Here is a 13,065-nt window from a genome sequence, read left to right on the forward strand (position 1 = left end):
GGCCCCTGTCACTGGGTGACAGGGGCCTCTCGTCCGCTCACGACATGTCGAACGGAACTTCGTTCAATGACACCGACCCGCCATGCTCGCCTCGCGGCAAGTGGTCGCTCGTAGCGACGAAGGTTGGGCCCGGGGGCTTGGATCGGGCCGGTGTCACACCAACCGTAACAAACGATCCCCATAAGGCAATTCCCGTACCGGAGGTTCACGGAGAAGGTTCTTCGCGCTCGGTCCGGTCCGGCCCAATGGCCGAACCGGACGGCCGGGCTCCGGTCAGTCCCGCAGCAGGTCCGGCACCCCGTTCGCGTCCGGTTCGTCGCGGTCGGCCGAGATGACGGTGAGCTGCTGGGTGGCCCGGGTCAGCGCCACGTACAGCACGCGCAGCCCGGCCGGGGACTCGTCGGCGATCTCCGCCGGGGAGACGACCACCGTGGCGTCGTACTCCAGGCCCTTCGCCTCCAGGCTGCCGAGCGCCACCACGCGGTCGCCGAGCCCGGCGAGCCAGCGCGCGGCCTCGGCGCGGCGGTTCATGGCGACGACGACACCGACCGTGCCGTCGACCTGGTCGAGCAGCCGCGCGGCCTCCTCCCGCACGGTCTTGGCCAGGGAGTCCCGTACAGCGGTGAAGCGCGGCCGTACGCCCGTGGAGCGCACCGCGGACGGGGAGGCGGCGCCTGGCATGGCCAGGGCCAGGACCTTGGCGGCGAGCTCGGCGATCTCGGCCGGGTTGCGGTAGTTCACGGTGAGCGTGAAGCGGCGGCGCGGGCGCGTGCCGAGGGCCTCGTCACGGGCCTCGGCGGCCTCGTCCGGGTCCGACCAGGAGGACTGGGCGGGGTCGCCGACCACCGTCCACGTGGCGTGCCTGCCGCGGCGGCCGATCATGCGCCACTGCATGGGCGTGAGGTCCTGCGCCTCGTCGACGATGACGTGCGCGTACTCCGTGCGCTCCTGGGCCAGCCGCTCGGCCCGCTCGCGCTGCGTCTCCTCGCGTTCGGGCATGAGCTCCTCCAGGCCCGTCAGCTGGTCGAGCGGGTCGAGGTCGCGTTTCCTGCGGGGGCGGGCCGGGGTGCCGAGGATGGCCTGGAGCTCGTCGAGCATGGCCACGTCGTGGACGGAGAGGCCGTCCCGCTTGAGGGAGCGGGCGACCCGCCGGACCTCACCGGGGTTGAGGATCCGCCGCGCCCAGCGACCGAGCCGTTTCTCGTCGGCCATCGCCTCCAGAACGGCACTCGGTGCCAGCTCGGGCCACCAGGCGTCGACGAACTCGATGAAGCTGTCCTCGGAGCTGACGTCCTCGTCGAACGAGGAGCGCAGCTCGGCCGCCAGCTCGGCGTCCGTGTGCCGGGTCCCGGCGCCGGACTGCACCCAGAGGGCGTCGAGCAGCAGCTTGCGGGCGCGCGGGCGCAGCAGGTTCACGGGGGCGGTCCCGGAGAGCGCGTTCTGGCGGATCCGGTCCAGCTCGGGCGCCTCCAGCTCCAGCCGCCGCCCGAAGGCGACGACTCGGAGACGGGTGGTGGATGTGGCGGAGGGAGCCTGCGATTCGTCGCCGAAGTCGGCGGAGTCATCGGAGTCGGCGAAGCCGTCGTCCGGATCGCCGAACGCGAGCTGACCGGCCGCACCGTTGTGGCCGTTCCGGCCGTTGCGGCTCGCCTGCCCGTTCCGCCTGCCGCGCGCGGGCCCCTGGCCGGCCTCGCCCGGTGCCTCCAGCGCCCCTCGCGCCGCCTTCCGCAGCACCTTGAGCATCCTGTACGAGCCCTTGGCGCGGGCCACCGCCGGCGAGTCGTAGAGCGTGGCCTCGGCGCCGTCGACCAGGGAGCCGACCGCGCGGATGGCGACCTGGCCCTCCTCGCCGAGGGACGGCAGCACGCCCTCGGTGTACGCGACCAGCAGGGGCGTGGGCGAGACGATCAGGATGCCGCCCGCGTACCGCCTGCGGTCCTGGTAGAGCAGGTAGGCGGCCCGGTGCAGGGCGACCGCCGTCTTTCCGGTGCCCGGCCCGCCCTCCACGTACGTGACGGACGCGGCGGGGGCCCGGATGACCAGGTCCTGCTCGGCCTGGATGGAGGCGACGATGTCCCGCATGGTGTGGCTGCGGGCCTGGCCGAGCGCCGCCATCAGCGCGCCGTCGCCGATCACCGGCAGTTCGTCGCCGGAGAGGGAAGCTTTCAGCTCCGGGCGCATCAGGTCGTCCTCGACCCCGAGGACCCTGCGGCCCTTGGAGCGGATGACCCGACGACGTACGACCCGGCCGGGGTCGACCGGTGTGGAGCGGTAGAACGGCGCGGCCGCCGGGGCCCGCCAGTCGATGACCAGCGGCGCGTAGTCCGAGTCCAGGACGCCGATACGGCCGATGTGGAGGGTCTCCGCGATCTCCGCGGTGTTGTCGGGCCGTACGGCGCCCTCGGCGGGTTCCACCGCCGTGTACGCCCCGTCCGGGCCCTTCTTGCCGTCCTTGCCGAGGAGGAGGTCGATCCTTCCGAAGAGGAAGTCCTCGAACTCGTTGTTCAGGCGGTTGAGATGGATCCCCGCCCGGAACACCTGCGCGTCACGCTCCGCGAGTGCTCCGGGTGTACCGACCTGTCCACGCTGGGCGGCGTCGTTCATCAGGAACTCCGCCTCGTGGATCTTTTCCTCAAGGCGCCGGTACACCCGGTCAAGGTGTTCCTGTTCGACGCCGATCTCGCGGTCGCGCACGGAGTCGCCCACCGGATCGAACGCCGTTTCCTGCTGAACCTGAGCCGCCACCGGGCCCCCTTCTGACGTGCATCGCAGCCGTCAACCGTACGCGAAGGGGAGCCCGGCGGGCTACGTTTCCGCTCTTGATCGACTACACGTCGACCTCGACCAGCTTCTTGCCGGCGAAGGTCATGACCTCGAAGTGGTCGATGTCCTCGGGGTTCATGGCGACGCCACCGTGCACGTAGAGCGGGCTCTTGGCCTGCTCGGTCGTGGCGTTCTTGATGCCGTAGCCCCACTTCGGGACCGCCCAGGTGGTCGCCGTCTCCCGCTCGCCGTTCTTGCCGACGGCGATGAGGGAGCACTTCTCCGGGCCCTTGACGTTCTTCAGCTCCAGGACCGAATGGGTGCCCCAGGCCTTGCCCTCCATGCCCACCACGGCGCTGACCTTGGTGGTCGGGTCCGTGGCCTTGACCTTGTCGGTCATGTGCGTGAAGGCGTCCTTGGCGGGGCTGGCGGACTGCAGGGGCTTGGCCTCCTGGGTCGTCTCGCCGCCGGTGGCCGCGATCGCGACGATGGGGCCGCCGATGATCAGTGAGGCCGCGAGCCCGAAGAAGGCACGCCGGCTCCTCTTGGCACGGACGCGACGCTCCACGACCTCGCCGACCAGCCGGTCCGCGAGCTGTGGGCTCGGGCGGGCGGCGAGCGACTCACCTATGGCCGGAGTGCCCTGAGCGGCGGGCAGATCGGCCAGGGCGGCGAGCATCGGCTCCATGCCGGCGAGTTCGTCGAGCTGCTGGCCGCACCACTCGCAGGTCGCGAGGTGCGCCTCGAAGGCGGTGGCTTCGGCGTCGTCGAGGATGCCGAGCGCGTACGCACCGACCGTCTCGTGTACATCGCCCTGCCCTTGCGAACTTTGCATGGGTCCAGGACTACCCGTTCCGTATCCCCCGTATGTGCTCATGCCGTCACCCCCCGCTCCTCCAGTGCGAGTTTCATCGAACGCAGGGCATAGAACACCCGTGAGCGCACCGTGCCGCTGGGTATCCCCAGGGTTTCGGCGGCCTCGTTTACGGTACGCCCCTTGAAGTACGTCTCGACCAGTACCTCCCGGTGGGCGGGGGTCAGGTCGTCGAGCGCGTCAGAGAGTGTCATCAGCCACAACGCCTTGTCGATCTCGTCCTCCGCGGGAATGACCTCCAGCGGCGACGGGTCCACCTCCTGCGGCCGGGCCTGCCGGCTGCGGTGCCCGTCGATGACGATGCGCCGAGCGACCGTCACCAGCCAGGGGCGTACCGAACCGGTAGCTCGGTTGAGCTGTCCGGCGTTCTTCCAGGCACGGATGAGCGTCTCCTGTACGACGTCCTCCGCGCGCTGCCGGTCCCCGGCGACCAGCCGCAGCACATAGGCGAGCAGAGGCCCGGCGTGCTCACGGTAGAGCGCACGCATCAGCTCCTCGTCCGGCTCCGAGGGCTGGGACATACGATGTCGGGCCCTCGGCAATCGTTCATCGGCCACGGCGGAATCCTTGCGCACGCCTACCTCCGGTGTCCGGGGGATCCCCCAGTCGGTCGCTCATCCCGGGATACGGGCGCAGGCGCGGCTGTGTTCAAAGTGACGGGCATTCTTTGTGAGGAGAGTGTGGGGAAGTTGGGGGGCTCTCCTTCACGGGTGAACTCTAAGCCCGCGCGAGGGCTGCTCTGCGCCGGTGCCTGGCAACGCGTTCGCGGTTCCCGCACACCTCGCTGGAGCACCACCTGCGACGACGCCCCCTGGACGTATCCAGGTACACGATGGGGCAGTTGTCTCCCTCACACTGCCGAATGCTCGCGCGGGCGGCCGGATCCGTCAGCAGTTCAACTGTGTCACGGGCGATGGCCGCGAGCAGCGCGGCGGGGTCCGGCGGGCCGTCCAGGGCGCGTACGAGCGAGCCGCCGGGGTCCCACACGGCGTGCGCCACGGGCGGTGCGGTGCGGGCGAGTTCGTTCACGCGGGCAAGCGCGATGCCGAAGGGCCGGGAGTCCCGGGAGGGCTCCGTGCGTACCAACTGTCCTATATGCCCGCGTAGTTCGCGAAATCCGACGAGCCAGGAGGAGTCGACGGACACGAGCGGTGTGCCCGCCGGGACGAGTCCGGATCCGGAGATCCAGGCCCGCAACGGCTCCGCCGAGTCGAGCCGTTCCTCGGGGTGGGTGGTCGCCAGGAGATCGAGACAGATCCGTCCGGAGTCGAACCGCAGCTCGTACGAGGCCGTGGCTGTGGCCGTGCCCAGTGCCATGTGCCTGTCACCGCCTTGGGGTTGCCGCCATGCGGGGCCGGTGAGTGGTCGTGAGTGGGGGTACGGGAGGGGGCCGTGCATGGCCCGTACTCCCTACAGTGCCTTCCCCCGCGCGCGGCGGGAAGCCCCGCGCCGGGCCGTACCCTCCCTCGCGCCGCCCGGCCCTCCCCGGCTGGACGTCCGCTTATGCGGGCGCGCGTCCGAAGCATGTCGTCCGCCGGGGCCTGCCTGTTGACTCATAGACATGGCAACCACCACAGAGAGCAACAAGGGGCGGCGTTCGACCGCCGGGGGTGTACTGGTCGCGGCCACGGTCGTCACGGGTCTGGTCGCCGGGCTGTTCTACGCGTACGCGAACAACGTGATGCCGGCGCTGGCCCGCAGCGACGACCGCGTCTACGTCGAGGTCATCCAGAACATCAACGACGTCATCCAGAACCCTGTGTTCCTCCTGAGCTTCAACGGTGCGCTGCTGCTGACCGCCTTCTCGGCCTGGCAGTTGCGCGGCTCGCCGCGGATCCGGGTGTGGGTGTTCGCGGCGCTGGTCGTGTACGCGCTCGCGTTCCTGGTGACCGTCGTCTTCAACATCCCTCTGAACAACGAGATCATGGACGCGGGAAATCCGGCCACGATGACCGATCCGGCCGCGGTGCGCGAGAAGTTCGAGGACCCGTGGGTGGCCTGGAACGTCGTGCGCGCCGTACTGCACCTCGTGGCGTTCGTCCTGCTGGCGTGGGCTCTGGTGCTGTACGGGCAGCACGGCCGCGGCGGTCGTCAGTCGTCGCCGTACTTGGAGTCGGCGGCCGGGTCGAGCGCCAGCCGGTAACCGCGCTTGACGACGGTCTGGATGAGCTTGGGCGCCCCCAGTGCCGTACGCAGCCGGGCCATCGCGGTCTCCACGGCGTGCTCGTCCTTGCCGGCGCCGGGCAGGGCCCGCAGCAGTTCGGCGCGGGCCACCACCCAGCCGGGCCGCCGGGTCAGCGCGCGCAGCAGCGACATTCCGGCGGGCGGCACGGGCCGCAGCGAGTCGTCCACCAGCACGGCGTGCCCCCGGATCTCCACCCGGTGACCGGCGATCGGCAACGTTCGCGCCCGGGACGGCAGTTCCTGACACAGCACCTGTACGAGGGGGCCGAGCCGGAAACGCTCCGGCTGGACCGTGTCGATGCCCCTGGCCTGCAGCGGCAGCGCGGTGACCGGGCCGACGCAGGCGGGCAGCACGTCGTGGTTGAGGGCGGCGAGCAGTTCGGGCAGCAGCCCGCGGTCCTCGGCGCGGCCAAGGAGCGAGGCGGCGGCCGGTGCGCTGGTGAAGGTCAGCGCGTCCACACCGCGGGTGACCGTGGCGTCGAGCAGCCGGTCGACGGGCGCGATGTCCTCCGGCGGCATCCACCGATATACGGGGACACCGACGACGTCCGCGCCCGCGGCGCGCAGCGATTCGACGAACCCGGGCAGCGGCTCACCGTGCAACTGGACGGCGATCCGGCGCCCTTCGACTCCCTCCTCCAGCAGCCGGTCGAGCACCTCGGCCATGGATTCGGAGGACGGGGACCACTCCTCGGTGAGTCCCTGGGCCCGTATCGAGCCCTTCACCTTCGGTCCGCGGGCGAGCAGCTCGACCCCGCGGAGCGTGTCGAGGAGGTCCTCCCCCAGCCCCCACCCGTCGGCGGCCTCGACCCACCCGCGAAATCCGATGGCGGTGGTCGCGACCACGATGTCCGGGGCCTCGTGGAGCAGTTGCTTGGTCGCCGCGAGCAGCTCGCTGTCGTCGGAGAGGGGCACGATGCGCAGGGCGGGCGCGTGCATGACGGCGGCGCCGCGCCGCTGGAGCAGGGCTCCGAGTTCGTCGGCACGGCGGGCGGCGGTCACACCGACGGTGAACCCGGCGAGGGGGCCGTGACCGGTCCGGTCTGCTCGGTGCTCGGATCGCTGTTGAGATCGCTGCTCGGTCGGTTGCTCGGGGCGTTGCTCCGGTCGCTGCTCTTCGTACATGGCTCTCGTCCCGCTCGAGTGGTGTTCGTCCTGCGTCACCCGCTGGGTTGGGGCGTCCCGCGTGGAGCCTCCGTGGTGGGGCGCCCGGTCCCAGGGCCGGTGCGTCCTGCTCCGGGGCGCCTGCCGCACGCCCTATTTGCCCGCATCATGGCGGATGACCGAGCCTGTCAATCATGCGTGACAGGCTCGGTTCCGCTTGATGTCGTCCGTGTTACGTCACACTTCCGCGTAGCTGAGCTGCGGCTTCGCCTCGGAAGCGGTCACCGTCGGAGACCCGGCCGCCGCCGGGCGGCGAAGGTATACGGCCCAGGTGACCCCGAAGCAGACCGCGTAGAAGGCGAGGAAGCCGACGAAGGCGCCGGTGCCCGACCCCACGCTCAGGAACGACTGCCGGAAGGCGAGGTTGATGCCGAGACCGCCGAGCGCGCCCACGGCCCCGATGAGCCCCATCGAGGCACCGGACAGCCGCCGCCCGTAGGACGCGGCCTCCTCGCCGGTGAGCTCCAGGGCGGTGGCCTTGGCCTGGAAGATGCCGGGGATCATCTTGTACGTGGAGCCGTTGCCGAGCCCGCTCAGCACGAACAGCACGATGAACGCCGTGGTGAACAGGGCCAGCGACTCCTCCATGGAGGCGACCACGATGACGGCGGTGGCGGCGCCCATGCCGACGAAGTTCCACAGAGTGATCTTCGCGCCACCGTACTTGTCGGCGAGCCAGCCGCCCACGGGCCGGATCAGCGAGCCGAGGAGCGGCCCGATGAAGGTGACGTACGCGGACTCCAGCGGCGTACGCCCGAACTGCGTCTGCAGCACGAGCCCGAAGGCGAAGCTGTACCCGATGAACGACCCGAACGTCCCGATGTAGAGGAAGGACATGATCCAGGTGTGCGGGTCCTTCACGGCCTCCTTGGCGGCGCCGGTGTCGTTCTTCACGGACGTGATGTTGTCCATGTAGAGGGCCCCGAGAACGGCGGCGACGACGATCAGCGGAATGTAGATCCCGAGCAGCACGCGCGGCCCGGCACTGGCCCCGATGACGGCGAGCCCGACGAGCTGGACGACGGGCACGCCGATGTTGCCGCCCCCGGCATTGAGCCCAAGAGCCCACCCCTTCTTCCGCAACGGGAAGAACGAATTGATGTTGGTCATGGAGGAGGCGAAGTTGCCGCCTCCCACACCGGCGAGCATGGCGCACACGAGGAAGGTCCCGAAGGACGTCCCCGGCTCCATGACGATGAACGCCGCGATCGTCGGGAGGAGCAACATGCTCGCCGAGACGATGGTCCAGTTCCGGCCACCGAAGCGCGCGACCGCGAAGGTGTAGGGCACCCGCACGACGGCGCCGACCAGCGTGGCCATGGAGATGATGAAGAACTTGTCGGCCGGGGTGAGCCCGTACTCGGGCCCCATGAAGAGCACCATCACCGACCACAGGGTCCAGATCGAGAACCCGATGTGCTCGGAAAGAACGGAGAAGAACAGATTGCGCCGGGCGACCTTCTCCCCCGTCTCCTTCCAGAACGTCTCGTCCTCCGGGTCCCACTGCTCGATCCAGCGGCCCCCCTTGCGCGGTGCGATGCTGCTGCTCGGGGCTGTCATCTCACGCCTCCACGATTTCTCCGGCTGGTCCACCCGAAGGTAGGGACGACTCGTTTCCGGCCTGTGGCGACGGGTGACCGCCCGGGAACGTTGCTCTCACCCTGGGGCGGGGGGCGCGGTGAGGGGTTCTTCGGGAGGCTACCGGTGAGGGGGGTCCCTACGGGTTCGCGTATGGGTTCGCGGGAGGGCCTGCCTGGGGGTGCGTCTGCGGGTACGACTGGGGGTACGACTGCGGCTGCGGCGGTACGGGGCCAGGGCCGGGGTGGTTGTAGGGAGTGGCCGGGGGGCCTCCGTATGGGCCGGGGGCCTGGGGTGCGGCGTACGGGCCCGGGGCGTAGGGGGCCGCGGCGGGCTGGGGTGCGTAGGGGCCTCCGGCACCGGGCTGAGGTGCGTACGGGCCTCCCGCGCCGGGCGTGCCGGCGCCGGCGAAGGGGTTGGCGTGCCCGGGCTGGGGGCTCGCGTATCCGGGGGCCTGCGCGCCCAGCGGCAGGTAGCGAACCCTCCCGGCCTGGTCCGTGACCGGCGTGAACCCGGCGGCCCGCAACCGCGCCGCGAACTTCGCGTTGCGCTTACGAGTGACGGCGAACCCGATGCCGAGGACTCCGACGAGCAGCACCCACACAACAGCGGACCCGGCGAAGGCGACGCCGTCACCACCGGTCCGGAGGGCCAGGACCACACATCCGACGGTGCCGCCGAGGGCCCCGTAGAGCATCCGCTTCTCGGCGCTCTTGCCGGTCAGGTCGAAGTTGATCCGCGCCTTGAGGAGCTCCAGGGCGTCGGGCACGAAGGGCGGCAGGGGCCCACCACTGGCGGCCTGCGGAAACTGGGCCCAGTTCTGAGCGGCCCGCTGCCGGGCATGGGGCCCCGGGTCGGGCACGATGAGCATCTTCAACCCACCGTTGTGCCCACCCCCTTGCCGCACATCCGCATACTCGTACCCGAACTGCTGCGCCACGAAGGCAAGCCGCGCCAACTTCTTCACGGACGCCATGGGACTGGCAACCTCAACCGCTTCACCACTCGCCATGAGCTGGAACATCTTCTGCAGTTGGCGGTTGCTCATGGGGGTGTACTCCGTTGCGGGCGGGTGATCATCATCCGGAGCAGCCTATCGACGGCTGCTGGAGCTCCTGGAGCAGAGCTCCGGCCCTCCACGACGACACCACGGGCCTCCACGGAAGACGCACACGGGACGGGGCGACGCTTAGGCGGACACCATCGACGCCCCGGCAGCGGCAAGCGTGTCGGCGATCGCTTCGAGATGGAACGGCCGGTGGGAGGATGCTCGACAGCCGTCTGCGATGTCAGGGCAGAAACGTGGACACCACGGTTACGGAAGGTGTCCTTCATCCTCAGCCTTCGTAAGGGGATTGTCGAAGCTGACCGTCTCGGCGATCTGCTGGAGGATCTCGCGGTACTGCTCTCGGCAGGCCACCGCAATCGTACTCAGCGTGATTACGACCAGACGCTTGCAGTCTGGGTGAGGTAGATGTGCGTGGATCTGGGCAAGGGGTGCTGGAGAAAGCCCGCTGTCCGCCGAAGGCGTCAGTACGGTCTCGCTGAGAGTGGCCGGGCCGCAGGAGAGTTCAAGGTACTCGATGCGGGTGTGGCCTTGATCTGAAGTCACGGCGCGGGCCGCGGTGACCGCCCGTGGCGCCATGGCCGTGTCGCGCCAGGAAATCGTGAAGAAGGAGAGCAGAGGCTGACCACTTCCTCTGTCCGATTCAGCGATGTCGTCCCGGTGCAGGCCAACCGAAAAGTGGACGGTGCCGACCTCGTGTAAAGCCCCCAACAACTGCTGGCCCTTCGCAAATTGGGCGATGAACTGCTGGCGGATCATTTCGTCAGGCGCCGCGTCGAGAAAGGGAGCGAGGGCAGTGCGCAGCAAGTCGGCGCCAGGTGATTCAGGCGCGGGCAACAGGGCGTTGAGAGGTAGAGCCGTGAAACCTGGGGGTTCGGCGAACCAGATTTCGGTGGTGGGATCATTGGCCGAGTCGTGAAGCGTAAAGCTCGAGTTGGCCATTAGGGTGTCTCTTCACTGCGCGCATCAGGTTGGGCAGGGTGGATCCCGACACGTCGGCCCCGTTCGATGTCCTCAGGCGTAGCACCCCAGTCCGCGAAGCTGCGGCCGTCTTCGGCCCTCGACTGCTGTTGAAGGACATGCAGCCGACGAGGCGCCCTACCGTCTGCAGTGGGCGCGGCAATGAGACCGATGAAGCGCGGGTCGCCGGCGAACCACACAGCCTCGACCTGTGCCTTCAGTTCAGGCTTGGCGCGGGGGGCCAGGCGGCGGCTCCACCACTCCGTGCGCAGATGCTGGGAAAACACCAGCGGCAGTCGCTGCTCCGGGCTGGCCGGGTTGGGGAGTTCGAACCATCCGTACTGCCTGCCGAGGACCTCTGGATGTTGGGTCAGCCCCGACGGTACGCCGCGGAGAATTTGCCATGGATACGTTTGCAAGATGCGCCGCATGCGGAACGCTGCAGGAAAATAGCGCAGTTGGAGCACGGCTCGGTACATCGAGTAGAGCAGAAACGGAACGAACAAGAAGGAAAACCCTGGAGACAGGAATACGACCAGCACAGCCAGCAGACCAATCCAAGCCGCAAGCCATCCGATGAGGCCGGCGATGTTCGTGGCCATATTTCTCCGCCAGGCTCGATGGGTAGGCGGATGGGCCCAGGCGGTGGCGTAGTCAGAAGGATTCATTGGCTGGCTCTTTCTCCGGGAGGAAAGTTAAAAGACGTGACCAACAAGGTTCAGGACTCCACCGTTGTCGAGGATGAGCCGTGTCCCGTCGATTCCGGCAACGGAACCGTCCTTGATTCCGTCATCGTCCGCGTCCACCAGACTATTGACCAGACCGAAGCCGGCAGTTCCCACTCCAATCGAGCCTGACGTGGCGGCCACTACTCTCTCTGCATTCGCTGCGTCACTCGCGCCGCGCACCATCCATCCGGTCAACGGATTGTCCAGGCGGGAGATGCCCTGCGCCCCTTCCATGATCTTGGATCCGAAAAGGCCGACCTTCTGCCCAGCTGAGAGGGTCTCGCTTCCGGCACGAATGGCATTTGCCGCTCCTCGGGTTCCGAACGCCACTGCTCCGAGGCCTGGAAGCGCGCCCATGACGTCGCTTCCCACGGTGACGAGGTTGCTGAAGAAGTCGGCGTCGAACTCACCCTTGGCGAAGCCATCCTTCAACGACGCCCACATCTCGGGATCCTGGATGATGCGCGCCCCCAACGCCGATGCGCTCAGCGCTGCGGCCGTGAGCATGAGCGCCGCCACCATCGCCACGCCCAGTGGGCCGGCGAAGATGATCGCCACCAGCCCGACGACCCCCGCCACAAAGCTGAGGATGTCTGGCAGGTTCTCCTGGAGCCAGTCCATCGCCGAGTCGAACCACCCCGGCTCATGGGGCACCAGCTTCTTCGTCGCGTCGCGGATCTTGCCCGCCCGGTGCTGAGCCTGCCGCTCATGCTCCTCGGCGAGCTTCCGAGCCCTGCCCAGGATTTTCTCGAGGTCCGCTTCTGCCTCGTCGACGGCTGTGTTCGCGTTGGTCAGGGCCTTCTGGGCATCGTCGTGGCCGGGGACCTTCTTCTTGTCCAGGGCCGGGTCGTCGCCCGCTGTCGTCGCCTTGCCCTTGGCCGTGTCGACAGCGGCGCGCGCGTCCTTCGCCTCCTCGTCCAGGCGCTTGGCTCGGCGCTGGAAATCGTCGAGTTCGCCCTCCCAGAGGCTCAGCTGCTTGGCGGCTTTACGAAGAGAACGCGCGGCGTTCTTCAGGTTCAGCGGCAGCGGGCCCTCGTCCAGCTGTTCCCGGAAGGCGACGGCAGCATCACCCTTCCAGTAGCTGCCGTCCATCAGCTTGGTGACCAGGTCACGCGTGTCTTCGAGGACCTTCGCGCAGCCGGCGAGCTTCTTGTGCAGGCCGCTCACGGTCTCGGTGCTGCCCGGCACTGGATTGAATCCCAGGTGGGGATAGTCGGGATGCGGAATGCGCGGAGCGGATTTGAGCCCTTGGGGCTTGCCGCGATCGGCCACGTACTCGGGGTCGAGAGGTGCCCCCGGCCGCGGTTCGACGCCGACCGTGTACGTCACTTCTTTTCCCCGCTCTTACCACTACCGGCCTGCTTCAGCGCTTCTTCAAGCGCCTTGTCGACCTCGCGGTAACTGTCCCGGCTCTTACCGATGATCTCGGCAAGATCCTCGGTCTGTTTGCCGATCTCCTCCGAGCCGTACTTCCAGTCCTCCTGGAATTCCTCGCACGCGGAGTCGAGATCGTCCGTACCCAGTCCGGTGATGGTCGCCGCGGACAACGCCTTCCTCACCCCCTTGAGCGAATCGGTCGACCTGTTCAGCTGCTTCATGAACCGCCCGAGCTCATCGCCGTCAACAGCCAGCCGCTCCGCCACGCGCCCCTGCTCCCCGATCGCCGCCTGCCATTTCCGCAAGGGAGGGACGCTAGCTGCTTCTCACGCCGCCCCGGCCGGCCATGACCGTCGCCGTAGGCACCAGTT

Annotated in this window: 12 protein-coding genes; 1 reads left to right on the forward strand and 11 read right to left on the reverse strand. The window is 68.7% G+C overall.

Going from position 1 to position 13,065, the window contains the following annotated elements:
* Window positions 1-273: 273 nt before the first annotated feature.
* The 4 genes from ACN20J_RS19710 to ACN20J_RS19725 form a co-directional block, all read right to left on the reverse strand.
* Window positions 274-2,745 carry a HelD family protein gene (locus ACN20J_RS19710; RefSeq protein ID WP_189843462.1) on the reverse strand — a complete coding sequence of 824 codons (2,472 nt, stop codon included), beginning with the start codon at window positions 2,743-2,745 and terminating at the stop codon, window positions 274-276.
* Window positions 2,746-2,827: 82 nt separating this feature from the next.
* The gene (locus tag ACN20J_RS19715) at window positions 2,828-3,598 is read right to left on the reverse strand and encodes a zf-HC2 domain-containing protein (protein WP_055614627.1); all 771 of its coding nucleotides are present in this window, start codon (window positions 3,596-3,598) and stop codon (window positions 2,828-2,830) included.
* Window positions 3,599-3,636: 38 nt separating this feature from the next.
* On the reverse strand, window positions 3,637-4,158 hold the full coding sequence (locus ACN20J_RS19720) for a sigma-70 family RNA polymerase sigma factor (RefSeq protein WP_010039908.1): 522 nt from the start codon (window positions 4,156-4,158) through the stop codon (window positions 3,637-3,639).
* A 196-nt stretch (window positions 4,159-4,354) separates the two neighbouring features.
* Complete coding sequence (locus tag ACN20J_RS19725) at window positions 4,355-4,954, reverse strand: CGNR zinc finger domain-containing protein (protein WP_189843463.1); 600 nt, start codon at window positions 4,952-4,954, stop codon at window positions 4,355-4,357.
* Window positions 4,955-5,198: 244 nt separating this feature from the next.
* Between ACN20J_RS19725 and ACN20J_RS19730 the strand changes: the two genes are divergently transcribed.
* Window positions 5,199-5,780, forward strand: coding sequence for a DUF1772 domain-containing protein (locus tag ACN20J_RS19730; protein ID WP_419666436.1), 582 nt, complete (start codon window positions 5,199-5,201; stop codon window positions 5,778-5,780).
* Here ACN20J_RS19730 and ACN20J_RS19735 read toward each other — a convergent pair.
* The 7 genes from ACN20J_RS19735 to ACN20J_RS19765 form a co-directional block, all read right to left on the reverse strand.
* Window positions 5,729-6,946 (reverse strand): uroporphyrinogen-III synthase, encoded by a 1,218-nt coding sequence (locus ACN20J_RS19735; protein WP_419666437.1) that lies wholly within the window; start codon window positions 6,944-6,946, stop codon window positions 5,729-5,731. The genes ACN20J_RS19730 and ACN20J_RS19735 overlap by 52 nt on opposite strands.
* A gap of 216 nt (window positions 6,947-7,162) precedes the next feature.
* Window positions 7,163-8,545: a nitrate/nitrite transporter gene (locus tag ACN20J_RS19740; RefSeq protein ID WP_190227710.1), complete on the reverse strand. Its 1,383-nt coding sequence runs from the start codon at window positions 8,543-8,545 to the stop codon at window positions 7,163-7,165.
* A 157-nt stretch (window positions 8,546-8,702) separates the two neighbouring features.
* A complete protein-coding gene (locus ACN20J_RS19745; protein ID WP_419666438.1) occupies window positions 8,703-9,611 on the reverse strand; it encodes a hypothetical protein in 909 nt (302 codons plus the stop codon).
* A gap of 267 nt (window positions 9,612-9,878) precedes the next feature.
* Window positions 9,879-10,571: a hypothetical protein gene (locus tag ACN20J_RS19750; RefSeq protein WP_419666439.1), complete on the reverse strand. Its 693-nt coding sequence runs from the start codon at window positions 10,569-10,571 to the stop codon at window positions 9,879-9,881.
* Complete coding sequence (locus ACN20J_RS19755; RefSeq protein WP_419666440.1) at window positions 10,571-11,191, reverse strand: hypothetical protein; 621 nt, start codon at window positions 11,189-11,191, stop codon at window positions 10,571-10,573. The genes ACN20J_RS19750 and ACN20J_RS19755 overlap by 1 nt, the downstream gene beginning before the upstream one ends.
* Window positions 11,192-11,284: 93 nt before the next feature.
* Window positions 11,285-12,646 carry a hypothetical protein gene (locus ACN20J_RS19760; protein WP_419666441.1) on the reverse strand — a complete coding sequence of 454 codons (1,362 nt, stop codon included), beginning with the start codon at window positions 12,644-12,646 and terminating at the stop codon, window positions 11,285-11,287.
* Complete coding sequence (locus ACN20J_RS19765; protein WP_259333957.1) at window positions 12,643-12,999, reverse strand: hypothetical protein; 357 nt, start codon at window positions 12,997-12,999, stop codon at window positions 12,643-12,645. The genes ACN20J_RS19760 and ACN20J_RS19765 overlap by 4 nt, the downstream gene beginning before the upstream one ends.
* Window positions 13,000-13,065 lie beyond the last annotated feature (66 nt).

This window comes from Streptomyces sp. 2-1, from assembly GCF_048564895.1.
In the GTDB taxonomy this organism is placed as follows: Bacteria; Actinomycetota; Actinomycetes; order Streptomycetales; family Streptomycetaceae; genus Streptomyces; species Streptomyces phaeochromogenes.

What these genes read in the sequence shown, in the direction of transcription:
- ACN20J_RS19745 (WP_419666438.1), bottom strand. Translation starts at nt 9,611, where the DNA reads ATGAGCAACCGCCAACTGCAGAAGATGTTCCAGCTCATGGCGAGTGGT.
- ACN20J_RS19735 (WP_419666437.1), bottom strand. Translation starts at nt 6,946, where the DNA reads ATGTACGAAGAGCAGCGACCGGAGCAACGCCCCGAGCAACCGACCGAG.
- ACN20J_RS19740 (WP_190227710.1), bottom strand. Translation starts at nt 8,545, where the DNA reads ATGACAGCCCCGAGCAGCAGCATCGCACCGCGCAAGGGGGGCCGCTGG.
- ACN20J_RS19730 (WP_419666436.1), top strand. Translation starts at nt 5,199, where the DNA reads ATGGCAACCACCACAGAGAGCAACAAGGGGCGGCGTTCGACCGCCGGG.
- ACN20J_RS19750 (WP_419666439.1), bottom strand. Translation starts at nt 10,571, where the DNA reads ATGGCCAACTCGAGCTTTACGCTTCACGACTCGGCCAATGATCCCACC.
- ACN20J_RS19720 (WP_010039908.1), bottom strand. Translation starts at nt 4,158, where the DNA reads ATGTCCCAGCCCTCGGAGCCGGACGAGGAGCTGATGCGTGCGCTCTAC.
- ACN20J_RS19755 (WP_419666440.1), bottom strand. Translation starts at nt 11,191, where the DNA reads ATGGCCACGAACATCGCCGGCCTCATCGGATGGCTTGCGGCTTGGATT.
- ACN20J_RS19715 (WP_055614627.1), bottom strand. Translation starts at nt 3,598, where the DNA reads ATGCAAAGTTCGCAAGGGCAGGGCGATGTACACGAGACGGTCGGTGCG.
- ACN20J_RS19725 (WP_189843463.1), bottom strand. Translation starts at nt 4,954, where the DNA reads ATGGCACTGGGCACGGCCACAGCCACGGCCTCGTACGAGCTGCGGTTC.